The organism is Pontibacter sp. SGAir0037, from assembly GCF_005491705.1.
Taxonomy (GTDB): Bacteria; Bacteroidota; Bacteroidia; order Cytophagales; family Hymenobacteraceae; genus Pontibacter.
On record NZ_CP028092.1, the window covers coordinates 2,802,559 to 2,821,763 of the forward strand.

The 19,205-nt window shown below is 43.9% G+C and carries 20 protein-coding genes; 9 read left to right on the forward strand and 11 right to left on the reverse strand.

All coding sequences use genetic code 11. From position 1 onward, the window contains the following. Positions 1–347 precede the first annotated feature (347 nt). The 3 genes from C1N53_RS11360 (at position 348) to C1N53_RS11370 (ending at position 3,503) form a co-directional block, all read left to right on the forward strand. Complete coding sequence (locus C1N53_RS11360; protein WP_240773198.1) at positions 348–752, forward strand: hypothetical protein; 405 nt, start codon at positions 348–350, stop codon at positions 750–752. A gap of 86 nt (positions 753–838) precedes the next feature. Then, on the forward strand, positions 839–3,079 hold the full coding sequence (locus C1N53_RS11365) for a TonB-dependent receptor domain-containing protein (protein WP_137759422.1): 2,241 nt from the start codon (positions 839–841) through the stop codon (positions 3,077–3,079). Positions 3,080–3,152: 73 nt separating this feature from the next. Continuing rightward, positions 3,153–3,503 carry a heavy-metal-associated domain-containing protein gene (locus C1N53_RS11370; protein WP_168194016.1) on the forward strand — a complete coding sequence of 117 codons (351 nt, stop codon included), beginning with the start codon at positions 3,153–3,155 and terminating at the stop codon, positions 3,501–3,503. A 75-nt stretch (positions 3,504–3,578) separates the two neighbouring features. On the opposite strand, the gene C1N53_RS11375 is transcribed toward C1N53_RS11370, so the two are convergent. The 9 genes from C1N53_RS11375 to C1N53_RS11415 form a co-directional block, all read right to left on the reverse strand. Then, positions 3,579–4,262: a fatty acid desaturase gene (locus C1N53_RS11375; RefSeq protein WP_137759423.1), complete on the reverse strand. Its 684-nt coding sequence runs from the start codon at positions 4,260–4,262 to the stop codon at positions 3,579–3,581. Positions 4,263–4,326: 64 nt separating this feature from the next. After that, positions 4,327–5,178 carry a 4-hydroxy-3-methylbut-2-enyl diphosphate reductase gene (locus tag C1N53_RS11380; RefSeq protein WP_137759424.1) on the reverse strand — a complete coding sequence of 284 codons (852 nt, stop codon included), beginning with the start codon at positions 5,176–5,178 and terminating at the stop codon, positions 4,327–4,329. Between the two features lie 5 nt (positions 5,179–5,183). Then, positions 5,184–5,882, reverse strand: coding sequence for a lycopene cyclase domain-containing protein (locus tag C1N53_RS11385; protein ID WP_137759425.1), 699 nt, complete (start codon positions 5,880–5,882; stop codon positions 5,184–5,186). 30 nt (positions 5,883–5,912) lie between these two features. Continuing rightward, on the reverse strand, positions 5,913–6,746 hold the full coding sequence (locus C1N53_RS11390; protein WP_137759426.1) for a phytoene/squalene synthase family protein: 834 nt from the start codon (positions 6,744–6,746) through the stop codon (positions 5,913–5,915). Between the two features lie 15 nt (positions 6,747–6,761). Then, on the reverse strand, positions 6,762–8,255 hold the full coding sequence (locus tag C1N53_RS11395; protein ID WP_137759427.1) for an NAD(P)/FAD-dependent oxidoreductase: 1,494 nt from the start codon (positions 8,253–8,255) through the stop codon (positions 6,762–6,764). 27 nt (positions 8,256–8,282) lie between these two features. Beyond that, on the reverse strand, positions 8,283–8,798 hold the full coding sequence (locus tag C1N53_RS11400; RefSeq protein WP_137759428.1) for an RNA polymerase sigma factor: 516 nt from the start codon (positions 8,796–8,798) through the stop codon (positions 8,283–8,285). A gap of 195 nt (positions 8,799–8,993) precedes the next feature. After that, entirely contained in the window at positions 8,994–9,866 is an 873-nt protein-coding gene (locus C1N53_RS11405) for a MerR family transcriptional regulator (protein ID WP_137759429.1), read from the reverse strand. Further along, positions 9,838–10,323: a fatty acid hydroxylase gene (locus tag C1N53_RS11410; protein WP_240773199.1), complete on the reverse strand. Its 486-nt coding sequence runs from the start codon at positions 10,321–10,323 to the stop codon at positions 9,838–9,840. The genes C1N53_RS11405 and C1N53_RS11410 overlap by 29 nt, the downstream gene beginning before the upstream one ends. Before the next feature lie 70 nt (positions 10,324–10,393). Next, on the reverse strand, positions 10,394–11,197 hold the full coding sequence (locus C1N53_RS11415) for an enoyl-CoA hydratase/isomerase family protein (protein WP_137759431.1): 804 nt from the start codon (positions 11,195–11,197) through the stop codon (positions 10,394–10,396). 379 nt (positions 11,198–11,576) lie between these two features. Here C1N53_RS11415 and C1N53_RS11420 point away from each other — a divergent pair, with 379 nt between their 5' ends. From C1N53_RS11420 to paaD, 5 genes are all read left to right on the forward strand, one after another. Then, positions 11,577–12,143 (forward strand): TetR/AcrR family transcriptional regulator, encoded by a 567-nt coding sequence (locus C1N53_RS11420; protein WP_137759432.1) that lies wholly within the window; start codon positions 11,577–11,579, stop codon positions 12,141–12,143. Positions 12,144–12,232: 89 nt separating this feature from the next. Then, positions 12,233–13,219 (forward strand): 1,2-phenylacetyl-CoA epoxidase subunit PaaA, encoded by a 987-nt coding sequence (gene paaA / locus C1N53_RS11425; protein WP_137759433.1) that lies wholly within the window; start codon positions 12,233–12,235, stop codon positions 13,217–13,219. Between the two features lie 96 nt (positions 13,220–13,315). Continuing rightward, positions 13,316–13,948 (forward strand): phenylacetic acid degradation b, encoded by a 633-nt coding sequence (locus C1N53_RS11430; RefSeq protein ID WP_137759434.1) that lies wholly within the window; start codon positions 13,316–13,318, stop codon positions 13,946–13,948. Further along, positions 13,948–14,703 (forward strand): 1,2-phenylacetyl-CoA epoxidase subunit PaaC, encoded by a 756-nt coding sequence (gene paaC / locus C1N53_RS11435; RefSeq protein WP_137759435.1) that lies wholly within the window; start codon positions 13,948–13,950, stop codon positions 14,701–14,703. Before C1N53_RS11430 ends, paaC begins: the two co-directional genes overlap by 1 nt. Position 14,704: 1 nt before the next feature. Further along, positions 14,705–15,190, forward strand: a complete 486-nt coding sequence (gene paaD / locus C1N53_RS11440; RefSeq protein ID WP_137759436.1) for a 1,2-phenylacetyl-CoA epoxidase subunit PaaD — start codon at positions 14,705–14,707, stop codon at positions 15,188–15,190. Positions 15,191–15,354: 164 nt separating this feature from the next. Here the strand turns inward: paaD and C1N53_RS11445 are convergent, their stop codons facing one another. Further along, the gene (locus C1N53_RS11445; protein ID WP_240773200.1) at positions 15,355–17,031 is read right to left on the reverse strand and encodes a M3 family oligoendopeptidase; all 1,677 of its coding nucleotides are present in this window, start codon (positions 17,029–17,031) and stop codon (positions 15,355–15,357) included. A gap of 168 nt (positions 17,032–17,199) precedes the next feature. After that, complete coding sequence (locus C1N53_RS22930; RefSeq protein ID WP_137759438.1) at positions 17,200–18,354, reverse strand: FAD-binding oxidoreductase; 1,155 nt, start codon at positions 18,352–18,354, stop codon at positions 17,200–17,202. A 273-nt stretch (positions 18,355–18,627) separates the two neighbouring features. Between C1N53_RS22930 and C1N53_RS11455 the strand changes: the two genes are divergently transcribed. Continuing rightward, positions 18,628–19,179 carry an HNH endonuclease gene (locus C1N53_RS11455; protein WP_137759439.1) on the forward strand — a complete coding sequence of 184 codons (552 nt, stop codon included), beginning with the start codon at positions 18,628–18,630 and terminating at the stop codon, positions 19,177–19,179. Positions 19,180–19,205 lie beyond the last annotated feature (26 nt).

Below are 19,205 nucleotides of genomic sequence, written 5' to 3' on the forward strand. Positions count from 1 at the left end.
ATACTTCGGAGTATACAAATGTAGCAATTCAACGAAATACCTGCGCCACAGTTTACCACTTTTTACCACTTTGTGGATAAATTATGGTTATCCACCCCACTTATCCACATTATCCACATTCTTAGCCCTGCATTTTGGGTATAAGTTTTTTTGCATCAAATATATTTTATAGTTAATATTCGAGACACAAAACAATAAACAATTGAAAATCAACATTTTAATTACTTGCTATTAAATTATTAATGCATTTCCCCCGCTTCCACAACAAAAGTGGGGGAAAGTGGAAAGAGTGGGACAAAGTGGGGGAATTTGGTAGCTAAGTGGAAATCCTTTCGTATATTTGCAACGTGAAAGCCACCATTCGCCATACCATAACACTGTTTCTGACGCTCTGCATCCTGCTGAGTTCGGTTGGCGTTGCCCTAAGCGCACAGCTTTGCCTGATGACAGGCCTAAAGCAGGCTACGGCCCAGGAGCAAATGGATGGTTGCTGCGAAAAGCCTGCTGCTAAGGCCGCTAAAACCGACGACTGTTGTGCGGTTAAGACATCCTTTGAGAAGCTGGAGCCTGTTTCTACGCTTAAGGCTTTCCAGCTGGAAGCACCGGTTTTCTTCCTGGAGCCATTATCACCTTTTCCTACTTTCAGGACTGTTGCAACAAAACCTGATCAACGGGTTTTAACCTATGCAGATAGTTCTCCTCCTTTGTATGGGCGCACGCTGCTACAGTTCATACATATTCTGATTATATAGACTACTGTCCTGCTTCATCTGCACCGGTATTTTTACCTGTGCTCCTGTTTTGCATGTCTTATGTAGTTTCTAAATAATCAGCACGTATGTTTATCTCCATTAAAACGCATTATAAGGCCAGCCTGGCTATAACAATTGCTTTACTGGCAACCATTCTACTACCCGCCACAGCACAGGAATTGCATGGCAAAGTAGTAGACCAGACGAATACTTCTCTATCGCTTATCGGTGCCAGCGTTGCCTGGAAAGGCACCACCAAGGGCACTACCACGGATGCCTCGGGCACCTTTAGCTTACAAGCAGCCGACTCTCTTACATCTCAAATCATAGTGAGTTATATCGGCTACAAGTCCGATACTATCCAGGTAAACGCAGCTACAATCAGTAATCATGCACCACTGGTGGTATCGCTGGTACCTAACAGTTCTTTAAAAGAAGTTGTTGTAGAGGGCCAGCAGACACGTTACTCAGCCCTTACTCCTACCAACTCGCAGGTTATTACGTCACGCGATCTGGAAAAGTCAGCATGCTGCAACCTGGCTGAAAGTTTTGAAACAAATGCCTCTGTGGAAGTATCTACCACCGATGCTGTTTCCGGCGCCAAACAGATCCAGATGCTCGGACTCGATGGCTCTTATACACTCCTTACAACAGATAATATTCCTGCTTTAAGAGGACTTGCCACACCTTACCGCCTCAACTACCTGTCAGGCACCTACATAGAGTCTATTGATATTATTAAAGGAATGGGCTCGGTACTGAATGGCTACGAGTCGATTTCCGGACAGGTGAATGTAAAACTAAAGGAGCCGGACAAGAGCGAGCGCCTGTACGTAAACCTCTACGGGAACAGCCTGGCTAAATTCGATGCGAACGTAAACGTTTCGGCACAGGTAAGCCCGAAATGGAGTACCGTGCTGATGCTGCACACCGACCATCTCGGCAACCGCGTAGACCGTAACAATGATGGCTTTATGGACCTGGCCCTAGGCACCCAATACAATGTTTTTAACAAGTGGAAGTTTATGAGCGGCGACGAATGGGTATCTGAATTTGGTATAAATGCCCTCCGCGAAACGAAGCTTGGGGGCCAGATGAACTACGAAAAAGGAGAGCCTGCTGGTCCGGGTCAACATTACGGCACTGAGTCAGAAACAGAGCGTTTATCAGCTTTTAATAAAACGTCGTATACTTTTCCCAGCAAACCTTACCAGAGCATTGGTATAATTACGGCCTTCAATCACCACCGGTTTAACTCTTTGTATGGCCGAAGAATATACAATGGAGAGCAGAATAACGCTGATCTGCGCCTGATTTTCCAGTCTGTTATTGGGCATACAGGCCACACCTATAAAATCGGAGCCAGCTATCTGTACGACGATTACTCCGAAACTTTGTCAAGCACCTCTTTTGGACGCACCGAAAGCGTGCCGGGAGTTTTTGCAGAGTACATCTTTAACAACAGTGAAAATTTAACGGTTGTAGCCGGAGCCCGGGTAGACTTCCATAATTTATACGGTTCTATTTTTACGCCCCGGCTTAATGTGAAGTATGATTTCACCCCGAATACTATCTTCAGACTTTCAGCAGGCAAAGGCTTCCGGGTTGCAAATCCTGTTGCAGAAAATACAGCTGCTTTGGTTAGTTCCAGGAGCTTTATCTTCAGAGAGCAGCTACAGCCAGAGCAAGCCTGGAACACAGGCGGCTCCTTTACACAATATTTTGAACTCGGAGGCAGGCCAGGTGCATTTATAACAGACTACTATTATACCACCTTCACTAACCAGGTAATTGCCGATATGTATAGCAGCGCCCACAGTATCAGCTTTTACAACCTGAATGGCAAGTCTTTTGCTAAAAGCTTCCAGGCAGAGCTGCAGTATGAGCTGCTCAAAGGCTTTGATGTAAAGACAGCCTATAAATACTTTGATGTGAAGACAACCTACAATGGTCTATTGGTGCAACGGCCTATGATCCCGCAACACCGCTTCTTTATTAATTTAGGCTTTGCAACTCCTTTCGATAAATGGCGCGCCGACCTGACAACACAGTACTTTGGTGAAATGCAATTGGCACCACGTGGTGTAGAACCCCATACTGGCGTAGGCAACACATCCGACAGATTCTATACCTTAAATGGCCAGGTTTCACGTGCGTTTAAACACTGGGAACTATATTTAGGAGGAGAAAACCTGCTCAACTACCGCCAGCCTAACCCGATTTATGGAGCTGATGATCCGTTTGGGCATGCTTTCGATGCCAGCATGGTATGGGGGCCAATAACGGGCCGCATCATTTATGCAGGTATGCGCTTTAAAATAGATTAATGGCACACTATTGGCAGAGGTTACCTGCAAAAGAAGACTTTACTATTCAACACTAAACTTATAATTTAACAGAATGAAAACTTTCAAAAACATCGGATTATTCCTTTTCATGTTCTGCTTGTCTATGGCTGCCTTTGCTCAGAAGGGCAACGAAGAAACAGTAAAAATCAAGACCTCTGCCGTATGCGATATGTGTAAGAAGACCCTTGAAAAAGCAATGGCGTACGAAAAAGGAGTAAAGTCTTCCACACTGGATGTAGACTCAAAAGTACTGACAGTTGTTTTCGATGGCAAAAAGACCAATCCTGACAAAATAAGAAAAGCAGTTTCAGAAACCGGTTACGATGCCGACAATGTGCCGGCACAGGAACGCGCCTACAATAAGCTTGAAGACTGCTGCAAAAAAGAAGCAGGAGCTCATTAATATAGAATACCGCTGAAACAGAAACGGGAGGTCGTAAACGACCTCCCGTTTCTGTTTCAGCGGTATCACACAGTATTATTCTTTCGCTTTGTACAGCTGCCACCAGGGCAGATAAGGCTTATCATGATGTTCGTAATGATAGCCAAAAAAGTAGCAGCTTATAAAAGCCCATACATGGTTTTTACTTTGCGTGGTAGACTTATGGAGATTGTGCTGTTCGTGTTCTCCTTTATGCGGCTGATATGTGCCAAAGTAGAATAACTGGAAAGTAGCCAGTACGGCTGGCAGCATCCAGAACAAAATCACGTTTTCCAGCGGAAAGAAAAGCTGCAGCACATTATAAGTAATAGCCATGAGCACTATTTGCCACCAGGTAATATAGTTCTTTAGAAAGCTCAGGTACCAGGGCCAGAAGCCTCCTCCATGGTAATCAGGATCCTGGTCTGTGGCCACATGCCGGTGGTGCTGATGGTGCCGGGGCAGCAGGCGGGGATACCAGTTATAGGCGAATAAAAAAGCACAAACAGTTCCAATCGCTTTGTTAAGCCGTGGCCTGCCCGGAGCAGCTACGCCATGCATAGCATCGTGTGCTGTAATAAAAAGGCCTGTATACAGGTGAGTTTGCACTAAAGCGAGCAAGTAAGGAACAGGAGAGGCAAAGTTAATAGAGAACTGTAGCAGAAAGATCAGCAATACTAGCCAGCTTAACATCACAATTGCGGCAATTACTATTCCTCTGTTTTCTTTCTGCTTCACCATATCTACAAAACCGGGTTCTTTTGCTAAGTTCTTCTAACTACAAAGACAAGCTCATGGCAATGCATTAAATCTGCATCATCAACAAGGCGTCCCGTACTTCCTCCATCAGCCACATAGGTGTTGAGGTGGCACCGCAAATACCAACTTTATCATTTTTTTGAAACCACTCCGGCTTCAGCTCTTCTACTTTAGAAACAAAGTACGTGTTATGGTTAGTGCTTTTGCATACCTGATACAAGACTTTTCCATTAGAAGATTTCGTACCCGACACAAAGATAATTTTATCGAAATTCAGGGCAAACTTGCGCAACTCTTTATCCCGGTTGGATACCTGGCGACAAATTGTATCGTTGGCTTCTACCTCTACACCCTTTTCTTCCAGTAAAGATTTGATGTTATAGAAATTATCGGTACTTTTTGTAGTCTGGCTATAAAGGGTAATTTTAGAAGGCAGCTGGTGCCGGAACAGCTCATCAGTATTTTCAAAAACTGTCGCCTTGTTGTTAGTCTGCCCAAGCAGGCCCATCACCTCCGCGTGCCCGTGCTTGCCGTAGATAAAGATATTGGCATCTTTATCAAAAGAAGTTTTAATACGATTCTGTAGCTTTAGCACCACCGGACAGGAAGCATCAATTAAAGTAAGCTTGTTTTCAAGTGCGATCTGGTATGTTTCAGGAGGCTCACCATGGGCCCGGATTAAAACAGCCTCATTTTTTAATTCCCGCAATTGCCTGTGGTCTATGATCTGGAGCCCTTTCTGCTGTAAACGCTCTACCTCCACATCGTTATGCACAATATCGCCTAAGCAGTAGAGATACCCTTTCTCCTCCAGGATATCTTCTGCCATTTGTATGGCATATACTACGCCAAAACAAAAGCCAGAATTCATATCTATCGTTACACTTAAGCTTTGCATAAAAATCAAACAGCCAAAGGCTTATATTGTTTCACCTTTTTGTGTTGCCGTAAACCTTCGTATACTGAAATAGTCAGCAGCAACATCAGCATAGAATACATGGTATCTTCTACAGGAATGGTACCTATCCTTCTATTTAAATTATAATCGTTATTGTACCAAACAATGGGTAAATAAGTAAGTACTCCGTTTACAATTAAAAACGGCACCAAATGCACCGCATAAGCCAGGTAAAATCTACTTAAAACCTGCATCTTAAAGAAGCGGATATGCACCAGGTGCATGATAGCCAACAGGCTAAATGTAACAGAAGTATATATTTTTTCAATATTAAATATAGCTATAAATGGCAATGTTAACAAGATAAGCACTGCAATAGCTTTGGTATAGGGCTCCAGCAAATCTCTCGTTATGTAAGCGTTAAGCACATCATAGATAAACACACAGGCATAAGGCACTGTTATAAAAAAGAAAACCTCTTCTAAAGGTAAATTATAAAGGTAAATACCTGTTAAGTAATCCGGGTTAAATCCCCATACTCCTGTTTCAGTAAAAAGAATATCCCAGGCTATAAAAAAAGCGGCATTGACCAGAATGGCAGGAAACAAAGCACCCCAATTTTTATAAAAGGCCACTTTTTTATCGAATGAGAGTAGAAAAGGAAAAAGGATCGTGAAAATATTCAGATACAAATAGATATACATCAGAGTTTAACCTTTAAGAAATTTGTAAAACTAAATAACATTTAGCCGATACCTGAGATAAGAACCCAGCAAAAGCGCCAGCTTGGTATTATCCGGCACCCTGACACGCTCATTAAGTATACGGGTGGCAGGCAGGTTCTGTATCTTCCTGAACAGTTTCATATAATACACATAGGCTAAATAAACTCCCATCCGCGCCCCTGCAGGCAAAGCCAGTATCCCTTTATAGGCATCTTCAAAATCGTGTAGTATATCTGCCTCAATTTCAGCTTTACAGGCATTACTAAAGCTTTTATACTCTACCTTCGGAAAATAAACCCTGCCACGTTCGCTATAGTCGCTCTTCATATCGCGTAAAAAGTTTACCTTCTGAAAGGCAGCACCCAGGCTACAGGCTGGTTTTTTAAGGCGCTCAAACATTTCATGATCTCCTTCACAAAACACCCGCAGGCACATAAGCCCTACCACTTCAGCCGAACCATAAATGTATTCTTCATACAGGTCCCGGTCATACACCCTGTCGTCCAGATCCATCTCCATACTCTTAAGAAAAGCCTCTATATACGACCGGTCTATGCTATACTCATTTACTACCGCCTGAAACGCATGCAACACCGGGTTTAAACTTAACCCGGAATCTATCGCCTCGTAAGTCTGCTGTTTAAAATCCTGCAGCAGCTTCTTCTTATCGTAGTCATGAAATGTATCTACAATCTCATCTGCAAAGCGCACAAAACCATAGATGGCGTAAATAGGCAAATGATATTTACGATTTAGTGTTTTTATACCCAGTGTAAAAGAAGTACTGTAAGCCTCGGTAATAATTTTGCTGCACTTCAGGCAAGTTTCTTTGAATAGTTCCATAGTAGGGATTGTTGGTTAATGCACTGCCTCTGAAATGGCATACTCTTTCTGTATTTCTTTAGCCACCACCTGACCGGAAATAAGGGAAGGCGGCACACCAGGGCCGGGTACTGTTAATTGCCCTGTATAATAAAGGTTTGCAACTTTCTTACTCTTTATGCTTGGCTTAAGCAATGCTGTTTGCAAAAGCGTATTGGCTAAACCATAAGCATTTCCTTTAAAAGCATTATAATCTGCCATGAAGTCACGGTGCGCATAGCTTCGCTTGAATACGACTGCAGAGCGGATTTCCTGCCGGGTTAGCTTCTCCAGCCTATCCATAACAAGGTTATAATAGATCTCCCGCACCTCCTCCGTATCCTCCAGCCCGGGGGCAACGGGTATCAGTATAAATAAATTCTCGCAACCGGCCGGAGCTACGCTGGCATCTGTAACCGACGGAGCAGAAACATAAAAAAGCGGTTTCTCCGGCCATTTAGGGTCAGTGTAAATCTCGTGCGCATGCGGTCCGAAATCTTCGTCGAAAAACAGGTTATGGTGCTGCAGATGCTGAAGCCGCTTGTCAATCCCCAGGTAAAATATAAGGGACGAAGGAGCCATAACTCGCTTCTCCCAGTAAGACTCAGAATAACTTTGAAAGCTTTTCTCGAGCATATGCTTGTCTACATGATGATAATCGGCACTGGCAACTACTACATCTGCCTCAAAAGTACTGCTAGCGGTTCGAACTGTCCTGGCTTTCCCGTCTTTTACCTCAATTTTCTGCACGTCCTGGTCATACAGAAACTTTACTCCTTTTTCTTCTGCCAGTTGCACCATCCCTTCTACAATTTTATGCATCCCTCCCATAGGGTACCAGGTGCCCAGACTAATATCGGCATAGTTCATCAGGCTGTATAAAGCAGGCGTATTCTGAGGCAGTGCCCCTAGAAACAGGATGGGAAACTCCATCAGCTTAATGATTTTCTCGTGCTTAAAGAAACTACGGATATGCTTATGTATAGACTGGAAGACATCCATTCGCAGCACGTCCAGCAAAAGCTTCAGGCTCATAAACTCAGAAAGCGAGCGCCCTGGTTTGTATACCAGTTTATTAATGCCTACTTCATATTTATATGCTGCCTGCCCTAAGAATTTATCCAGCTTCTGAGCACTGCCCGGCTCCCAGCTTTCAAAAAGTTTCCGCATCTCATCCATAGAAGCCGGCACTTCTACAAAATCATGTTCTCCGAAAATAACGGTGTACGAAGGGTCCAACCGTTTCAGTTTATAGTAGTCTGAGGTGCTTTTGCCAAACTTATTAAAGTATGCTTCAAAAACATCCGGCATCCAGTACCAGCTTGGGCCCATATCAAATACAAAGCCATTTGTTTCGAAGCTTCTGGCGCGCCCACCCGGAGAACTGTTCTTTTCCAGGATGGTAACATCATACCCATTTGCCGCCAGGCAGGTAGCAGCCGAAAGTCCCGAAAAACCTGACCCGATTACTATAACTTTGTTTCTGAACATGAATAAAAGGTTGGTTGTTGTCTTAGCTTAAGCTTCGTGCTGGTAAACCGTAAGTACGTTCTTCAGCTCTTTACGGGCAATATGTATACGATTTTTGACTGTTCCAATCGGAATCTGAAGTCTGTCAGCAATCTCTACATATTTATACCCTACATAGTACATGATAAAAGGAGTGCGATGATCTTTATTTAAGCCGGCAATCGCTTTCCTGATATCCTGCATAACAAAGGTAGCCACTCCTTTATTTTGCGTGATAAAAGAATCATCGGCATTGGAGTACAGCAGGTAATCTCCGCTATCTACGTTGCTGCTGCGCTTCGTTATTTTATTGTAGTTGTTGATAAACGTATTGCGCATAATGGTATACAACCATGCCTTCAAGTTTGTACCTGCCTTAAACTTGTCCCGATTAGAAAGCGCCTTCAAAAGTGTCTCCTGCACCAGATCTTTCGCATCATCCAGATCTTTGGTGAGGTTAATAGCTGCCGGTCTCAACGTCTGAGCGACATGCTGTACTTTATTATTAAATTCTATGGCTGTCATATTGTTTACACTTTAACACAACAAGTATAAACAAAAATACGACTAAAAAATATTTATGGATAATTTTGTTTAATATTTAATAATAAATTTAAAACAAACTGAGATTAGATATGGGCTATCGCAGAAACCTTTAAACAAAAAAGAGCAAGCTCAGGGGAGCTTGCTCAGGAATAAGAACTATAAGAAAAATATTGCCTAAAATAGCGCCAGGAACTCCTGCACACTGCGGAGGAGATGGATATTTCTGGGGAACACTAAAAAATCATACTGCACCTGCGCCCCACATATATAAATAGTTGCTTCCGGAAAGCGATTGGAAAGTTTATCGAGGTACGCCTGCACCTGATCACGGTCCGGTGTAGAGGTAAGCACTGTACACATATAAGCAGGCCTACAGTGTTCGTAGGTAATCTCCAGATCTTTGAACGGTAGGTGCTGCCCCAGGTATATAACCTGAAAATGGTGCGACCTAATTACATAATTCATGAATAGAAGCGCTAGCTCATGCAGCTCCCCCTCCGGCAGAAACAGCAGGTAAGTAGGATTTCCCTGCTGCCTGCGCACTACCTGTCCGTCGATGGCTACAATTATTTTTTGCCGCACAAGGTTACTTACAAAATGCTCGTGCGCCGGGCTTATATTGCCCGTTTGCCATAAAACACCAATCTTATTCAGGAAAGGATAGATAACATGCAAAAACGTATCCCGCAGACCCAACTGAAGTGTTGCCGTAGAGATAGTTTTATCGAAAACCTCTTCATCCATGTCTACCATAGCAGAGATGAGCAGGTTAATGTGACCGGAAAACTGCCCGGAATCTTCAGAAAGCTCCTGTACCTTCTGCGATATCTGTTTGCTCTCCATTTGGGCAATCTTGGATATCTTAATGCCTTTCGCATTCAGAAAGGAAACGTTCAGGATTGTCTTCAGGTCCTGGTCGTCGTAATAACGGATATTCGTATCGGTTCGCTTAGGAGAAAGAATACTATACCTTTGCTCCCAGATACGAATAGTATGAGCCTTTATACCGGAAAGATGTTCAAGTTCTTTGATTGAGTAATGACCCACGATTTATTTCCTGTTGTTTCTTTTTCCGAATAATTTCATGCGCCGACCTGAAATACTTCCATGATACCCAAAGCATACCATAAGAAGCCGCACCATCTCTCGCACTTGAACTATGATGTACTTTGTGGGCAATGTTTAAGGCTTTCAGATAAACGTTATACGATTTCCCGAAAACTCTTAAGCGCCTGTGAATAAATACATCATGAATAACAAAGTATGCAATACCATACAAAGTTATACCTGCTCCGATCCAGAACCTGTAATCAATGGGATCGCTGCCAAATACAAAAAACAGCATCGCCAGCGTACCATAATAGGCAAAAAACAGATCGTTCCACTCAAAAGCATGGTCATGTTTTGTATGATGAGACTTATGCAGGAACCACATAAACCCGTGTAGCACATATTTGTGCATGGCCCAGGCCACACCTTCCATTACTACAAATGTTATGATCATGATTCCGATGCCTGTCAGCATGCAAAGAGAACAACAAGTTTAACAAAATGTTTAAAACTATTAACAAAAATTACCAACTCAGAGATTCTTTGTTTAAAAATGAAGCGATTCCTTTCTGGCAATCTTCGCTACCCCGGGCAACGGCATTCATTTCGGCGGCATATTGCAATCCGTCTTCCAGCGACATTTCCTGCACGCGTGCGATCATCTCTTTGGTAACCTCCATTGCCTGACGTGAATTTTCCTTACAAAGTTTTTGCGCAAAGGCATTTACCTGCTCCTCCAGTTCCCCGGCTGAAACCACATAGTTAATTAAACCAATGGCTTTTGCTTCTTCTGCAGAAACCAGATCACCTGTCAGCAACAACTGGCGGGCTTTTGCCTCTCCTATTTTTCGGAGCAGAAACACCTTTACAATAGCAGGTATAAAGCCTATCTTCACCTCAGTATAGCCAAACCTGGCTTCAGGCACGGCAAAACTAAAGTCGCAAAGAGCAGCCAGCCCACAGCCGCCTGCAATGGCATGGCCGTGAATCTGGGCAATAACCACTTTCTTTAGCGTGTATATTAACCTGAAAAGCTGCATTAAGTGAGTGGAGTCTACCAGGTTATCGTGGTAGTCGTACTCCTGCAGACGTTGCAGAAATTCCAGATCGGCTCCGGAGCAGAAAACTTTCCCTTCGGCACGAAGCACAATAACTTTACATGCTTCATCATCCTCGGCAGCCACAAACGCCTGCTTCAGCTCTGTTACCATATCGAAATTAAGTGCGTTACGCTTCTCAGGCCTGGTAAGGGTTATATAGCCTATTCTATCCTTTACATGATAGCTTACATATTCTTTGGTGGACGCAGTATTTATCGTTTCAGTCATAACTAGCAATTATCAGATTAAATGGGGATTTAAGGTTGGTTATTTTTATACGCTATCAGTTGCTGCTTGTATTCTACAAACCAGATAAAATAATACAGAAAGTTATCTTACCCGGTAAGTAGCGAATGATATGCAAAAGACAGTCCAGCCGGAGTATCTTCTGAAATTTAATAGCAGCTACATTTTGCTGCATCACACTGTAGCTATTCTGCTAAGACAGCCTAGACCTTCAGCTACCCAAATAAAAAGCAATGGTTAGTGCAACATCTGTGTAAGCCCCTTATAAACAACCTCTAAAGAATTTATACGTTAAGAAAAATAAATTTGCTAACAAGCGTTAGGTTTCTTATATTTGTTCATACGCACCGGGAATTTAAACGTGAGCAGAAAAGATCAGATTGAACAGAAAGCAACAGCACTTTTCAAAGCTCATGGCTTTACGGCTACTTCTATGCGTGATCTAGCACATGCACTAGGTATAGAGGCTGCCAGTATATATTCCCATATCCGGTCGAAGGAAGAAATTCTTCAGCGCATTTGCTTTAGAATGGCAGAAGAGTTTTTCGAAGGCATTACAGCTGCCGTATCTGAAGAAGGCACGGCAGTAGACAGACTGAAAAATGCAGTGGCAGCACATGTAGCGGTACTTACCCGTAACACAGAGGCTGCGGCAGTTTTCCTGCACGAATGGCGCCATTTAAGTGAGCCTTTCCTGCTTGAGTTTCTGGAAATGCGCGACCGATACGAAGCACATTTTAGAGCCATTATCCGCTCCGGTATACATAATGGTGAATTTAAGGTGCCAGACGAAAAGTTTGCAGCCTTAACGATTCTTTCAAGTTTAAACTGGATTCATACCTGGTATAAACCTGAAGGTAAAATGTCGGCGCAGGAGATCGCAGATAGCCTTTCGGCTATGCTCCTGAACGGTTTAAGAAACAACTAACCTATTACATACTAACCCTAACTAATCTAACTAACCTTTGCAGGGCTGGCAACAGCCCTGCAATTATTTCTGTCTTAAACTATATAAGTATGTACGGAGGAGGAAATGTTTTTGAAGCAACTAAGTTCGATGATTTACAAGCAGAAGATGCAGCAAAATTAGCTGAATTCGAGGCGCGTATCGAACGCGGTGAAAAAATAGAACCCAATGACTGGATGCCACAACTGTATCGTAAGCAGCTAATCCGCATGATAGAGCAGCACGCGCACTCTGAAATCATTGGCGCCCTTCCCGAAGGCACCTGGATTACGCGCGCTCCGGGATTCCGACGTAAAATGGCCCAAATGGCTAAAGTACAAGATGAAGTTGGCCATGCACAGTTGTTATATAGTGCCGCCGAAACATTAGGTAAAAGCCGTGAACAAATGCTCAACGACCTGATCAGCGGCAAAAGCAAGTACTCCAATGTATTTAATTATCCCGCTTTTACCTGGGCCGATTCCAATATTATTTCCTGGCTTATTGATGCCGGTGCTATTGTAAATCAAATGGCGAATGCCAGAGGAAGCTACGGCCCTTACTGCCGGGCACTGGAGCGCATTTGTGCCGAAGAATCCTTTCATTTAAAGTATGGGCACGATGCGGTGGTACACATGGCTACCGGTACACCTGTGCAGCGTAAAATGATTCAGGAAGCACTTAACCGCTGGTGGCCTCCTATCATGACCTTCTTCGGCCCGCCCGATAAAATGAGCATGCACACCGAAACACTCATGCGCTGGAAGGTAAAAATGGCTTCTAACGACGATTGCCGCCAGCAGTTTCTGGATATGTATGTACCTAAGATCTGGGAATTAGGCTTAACAGTGCCAGACCCTAAGCTGAAGAAGAACCCTGAAACAGGTAAATGGGAATACACTGAACCCGACTGGGAGGAATTTAAGCGCGTTATAAACGGCGACGGTCCTTGTAATGCGGAGCGCATTGCTGTTAGAAGGACAGCTGAAGAACGTGGTGCCTGGGTAAGAAAAGCCCTTCTGAGCCCTAAAGCCAGATACGTGCGACCTCTGGCTTAACCAAAGGCAGTTAAAAGTTTAAAATCGGGAGTGGTTTCTTCTAACTCAGCACTTTTAACTCTTTAATTAAGATAAGTTTTTAACTTACATAAAGCTATGCTAACCTCCCTTGATCCACGTGTAACAAGACTACACCTGCCCGACAATGATTTTACTCCTATGGAGCCCAAGCAGGAGTTAGATCAGTTTGAGACGTACGAAGTATTCTACCAGAAAAGAGAGAACTCTCCTTATACCTATGTTGGTCCCGTGCATGCTCCTACTGCAGATATTGCCTTTCTTTTTGCAAAAGAACAATACAGTCGCCGGGCCTCTTGTGCAGGCATGTGGGTTACCCGAACCACCAGCATACAGGTAACTCCTTATGCCGGAGATGGAAAATCGGTATACACTATACTTCACCCCGAAGATCTTACAGGTTCAGCATCTCTTGAAGAAACCTACGAAATATTTCACCTGAAAAAACGAGGCAAAGCGCATACGCGTGCAGGGCGTGTAGTGGCTACTTCTTATCAGCAGGCTTTAAAAAAGGCCAAAGAACAATTCGGCGATCTGCTTCCGGTGGTAAACGTGTGGGTGGTAAAAACGCAACATGTGCTACAATCTGCCGAAGAAGATAAAGATATGTGGGCAACTCTACCTGAAAAGAAATACCGCGAGCCAACTGCCTATAAAGTGCTGGACAAAATTTCCAAGTTCAAAGAAGCTCAAAAAAATACTCCTGACTAATGAATGCACAAGCACTGAAAGACTTATTTTATAAAGTAGCAGACGACCAACTTATTCTGGGGCACCGAAACTCCGAATGGACTGGTTTTGGCCCGATTCTGGAAGAAGACATTGCTTTTTCGTCGATGGCACAGGACAAAATCGGGCACAGCCTTGCTTTTTATACCTTGCTGCAGGAGCTTGGAGAAGCAGAACCGGATACAGTAGCTTTTACGCGCAGTGCCGCCCGGTTTCATAATTGCCAGTTGGTGGAGCTTCCAAACGGAGAGTATGATTTCAGCCTGATGCGCCACTTCTTATACGACAACGCAGAGATGATTCGCTTCGAGATGTTTAGCCAATCCGCATACGAGCCATTAGCCAAACTGGCTACCAAACTTAAAGGCGAAATAAAGTACCACGTGCTGCACGCCAACACCTGGATAAAAAATCTTGGTAATTCCACAGAAGAAGCTGTACTTCGCTTGCAGACTTCTTTGCACGAAGCTGTTCCTTATGCATTAGGCATGTTCGAACTTTCGGCTTTTGAGGAGGAAATGATAGCCGAAGGCATATATGCCGGGGAAGAAGCCGCAAAAGCAGCCTGGCTGGAACGTATACAAACTGTGCTGAATGCTACCCAACTACGATTACCAGCAATCGAAACAGTTCGGCCTATACTTGGTGGGCGCTATGGCCAGCATACAGAATATCTACAGCCACTTTTAACTGAAATGTCTGAAGTATTTAACTTGGATCCTACTGCGGAGTGGTAGTATGCCTGTCTCGAAAGAAGAAATATTGCTGCTGCTGGAGGAAGTAAAAGATCCGGAAATACCTGTTCTTTCGCTCCTCGACCTTGGTGTGATTACAGGAGTAGAAGTAGCGCCTGACGGTGATGTGAAGGTACACATGACTCCTACTTTTGCCGGCTGTCCTGCCATGGAATATATGAAAAAAGAAGTAGAGTTAACACTCGAAAAGCACGGCATTACCAGCTATACTGTTTCCATGACTTTTGATGAACCCTGGAACAGTAACAAGATATCTGAAAAAGGACGTAAGGCATTAAAGGAATTCGGACTGGCTCCCCCGCCACAGTATAACATGGTGCTTGATCTGGAGATTCTGGAGTATGCAACGTGCCCTTATTGCAACAGCACTAACACAACGCTTCGCACCCCTTTTGGTCCCACCCTTTGCCGCTCCATGCACTACTGCAACGACTGCAGGCAAATGTTTGAGCAGTTTAAGCCCCTGTAGCATTTCGTATTACCTTTGTTGCCGTGTCTCCTATTGTAGCGGCCAAGGCCCCTATCATAACTCCTGTATCCGGCAGATATATCCCTAACTTTGTTGCGGCTATAAAAATAAAGCCCCGGCAAGTTGATTTACCGGGGCCAATAAATGCTATGGATGTATCAGCGCTATAATTTCTCCATCTCTTCCTGCACAAAGTCGGCCAGGCTTTTAATATAATCGGTGCTAAAGTCAAACTTAATACCGGCTGCTTCATAAACCTCACCTATCGAAACAGTGTATCCCAGGCTCAGGGCACGTTTGTAGGCGGCTAAACCTTCTGTCGGGTTTCCTTTGTAGTTTTTCCAGACGGCAACTGCTCCAAGCTGCGCCATGGCATATTCTATGTAATAGAAAGGCACTTCATATATATGCAGCTGCTTTTGCCATAAATACGGCTTAAACTGCTCCAGCCCCTCCCAGTTCACCTCTTTATGATTAAACTGTTCATAAATACTTACCCATTCCTGCTTGCGCTCCTCCTGGGTATGCTGTGCATTTACATAGAGCCAATGCTGGAATTTATCTACGGTAGCTACCCAAGGGAAAGTCTCGAGCACACTCTCCAGGTGTGTACGCTTGGCACGGCGGAGTTCATCTTCATCTTCGAAGAATGTATCCCAATGAACCATCGAAATCAACTCCATCGACATAGAGGCAAGCTCTGCCACTTCAGAAGGCGGATGTTTGAAAGCACCTAATGTAAGGCCACGGGTCAGGAAGGAATGCACGGCATGCCCGCCTTCGTGCAACATGGTAATTACATCGCGCAAGCTGGAGGTGGCATTCATAAAGATGAAAGGAACACCAATCTCATCCAGAGGATAATTGTAACCTCCCGGCGCTTTACCCTTTCTGGATTCCAGATCGAGATGCCCCATGGCGCGCATGGTAGCCAGACAATCGCCCAGGTAAGTATCCAGCTTATAAAACACCTGTACGGTTTTCTCCAGCAACTCTTCCCCCGACTTGAACGGCTCCAGTGGCTTTTTCCCACTTGGGTCCACATCCAGATCCCATGGTCTTAGCTCATCCAGATTAAGTTGCTGCTTTCTTTCCTGGTCTATTTTGGTTAATAGCGGCACAATGGTTTGCTCAATAGAAGCATGAAAATCGAAACAGTCCTGCGGAGTATAGTCGAAGCGGCCCATAGCGGCAAACATATAATCACGGAAGTTTGCGAAACCTGCATTTTGAGCCACCTGGTTACGCAGCCGAAGCAGCTCGTCAAACAGATCGTCTAACTTCTGGCGGTCTTCCAGCCTACGCGCCTGAATCAGTCGCCATGCCTCCTCTCTTTCCTGCCGGTTGTTGCGTTTCAGGCGATCAGCGGCACGTTGCAGGGTAACTTCCTCGCCATCCAGGGTAACTATCATAGCACCTGTAATGGCGGCATATTGCTGCTGCTTGGTACTGATTTCCGTTTGCAGGGCAATATTTTCTTCACGGAAAATTTCCAGCGCCCGCCTAACCTGCCGCAGGTAAATGCGGTATTTTTCCTGATCGAGCTCGCCGATAAAAGGCGACTGCATCAGTTTCTGATTCAGATCATGATCGTAGGGCGCAATTTTAGGTTCAATTTCCGTAACGAAATACTGAAATGCTTTGGTGCTGTCTTCGTTCTGTGTATCGCAGGTCATGCGAATATAACGCCAGCCTAAATCCTCCGATAAAACGCTTTCCAGTTCACTTCGGTCGGACATCCATTTCTCCAGTTCTTCCACTGAATTGATTTGCCTTGTCTTAAGCTCATCAAGGTAAGGTTGGATAGTTTCCCATTTTTCAACTGCGAAATCTTCCGCCATATAGTTTCTGGGCTTGCGCTTCAGAGCTTTGATATTTGTTTCAGGTGAGATCATATTAGTTTACGTAATAATGAGGTAATATAAGTAGTTCATTCCAAAGTACAAAAAAAGCTGTGGTGTATCATGAAAACATGCTACACCACAGCTTTTTAATACGGGTTTTACAGACTATCCGATTTCGATCACAACATTATCAGACAGCGGATGCCCCACACAATTCAGCACATAACCTTCTTCAATTTCGGCATCGGATAAGCCTTCCCGCTCGTCTAAATGTACTTTTCCACTCAGGCACTTGCCCCTGCAGGCGGTGCACAAGCCAGCCTGGCAGGAATACGGCAGGTCTATATCCTGCTCCAGGGCCGCCTCCAGAATTGTCTGGTCCGGCAGCACCTCAACACTATATTCTGCCCCCTCATAAATTAGCGTTACGGTTTGTGTTGCAAGCTCACCATCTTCTTCCGATGCCATCACATCGCCATGCTGCTGCTCCTGTTGCTCCAATCCTTTGCTGCTTACAAAGCTTTCTCTGAAGACACATTCAGCAGGCACATGTAAAACTTGCAAGCCCTTTTGCACCTCCTCCATCATGCCTTCAGGTCCGCACATAAAATACACGCCATTAGAAATTTTGGACAGGTTGAGGCGCTCCAGAATTTTAATGATCATACTCTGGTTCATTCTTCCCTGGTGCTGGTTTAAGGCTGATGTGGCGTCAGCAGGCTTTGGCTTTGCCAGACCTAGCCGCTGCAAAAGCCCCGGACCTTTACGCCCCTGCTGAGGCTGGCTGTAAATATATTCAACATGCAGGCGCTCAGAGTACTGTTTCTCCAGTTGTGCCAGTTGCTCTTTAAATATTACGGTATTTTCATTTCTATTACCATAAAGTAAGGTTACTTTACTTTCAGGCTCCTCGAGCAGCACTGTTCTTAAAATAGACATCAGCGGTGTAATGCCACTGCCTGCCCCAAATAAAATAACATTGCGCTTATTACTTGCTTCGCAAGTGAGACAGAAGTTACCAACAGGAGCCATTACCTCCATCTCTTGCCCTACCTTAACATGGTTGGGCAGGTAATTAGAAACAAGCCCGCCTTTTACTCTTTTCACTGTCACAGACAACCGGGGTGCCTCTTTCGGAGTACTACAAAGAGAATACGAGCGCCTCACTTTTTTACCGCCTATTGGCAGAATCAGCGTCAGGAACTGGCCAGGTTTATAAGCTATGGTTTCTTTTAAAGGATGCTCAAAATGTAAGGTAATAGCATCTGAAGTTTCGTGGGTAATGTCCACTACCTTCAGATTTAAATAAGGGTTACTCATAATTCTTATGAATTAACTAGAAATTTATTGCTCTTAAACATGAAACTGCCCCGAAAGTTACGATAATATGATACGGACAGAAAAACATTCTTGTTAAAATAGCGTTTCTGATATAGACTTGAAATTACACATAGCAAAATCTATATAAATATTAGAACGATAATTTAAAAATATTCTGCAATTTTGCATTAAGCTCTTAGAGCAGTATATACTTGGTAATGAGGATTATCTATTCCAAGTCCGTTCTTTTCATAACGACCATTCATAATACTGATGCTTTACAAATTAACACTTAAGAACTGTGAAAAAACCGTAGTAGTAGATGACCGAACCTACGAGTACATTCAAAACAATGCGTATCTGCAGCAGATTGAATTTCTGAAGCACCTGCGCATTCACTCCAATGGCTATGCTTTCTTCCAGAAAAACTGGCCACTTAAAAATGGCAAGTATCGCAACGAAACCATTTACCTGCACAAAATGATTTGCGAGCAGCTGGTAGAGCGCCCTGAAAGCGACATTAAACTTTATGTTCATTTTAAGAATGGCAATAAATTAGATTGCCGCCTCGATAATCTGGAGTGGGCACCTCTTTGCAAAATTGTGCGCAATACCTCAAAAACAGAAAATAAGTTAGGTGTAAGAGGTGTACATAAAGAAGCACAAAAGTATCGTGCTATTATCCATTACAACAAGCAACGCATTAACCTAGGTACCTTCGAAACGCTACAGGAAGCTGCTTTGGCCTACAGCAAAAAGTCAGAGGAGTTGTTTGGCAAAACAAAAAGCCTGAAAACACTCTCAAAGTATGTAGAAGCAACCTAAACTTCTTATACTTGCACTGGCGGCAC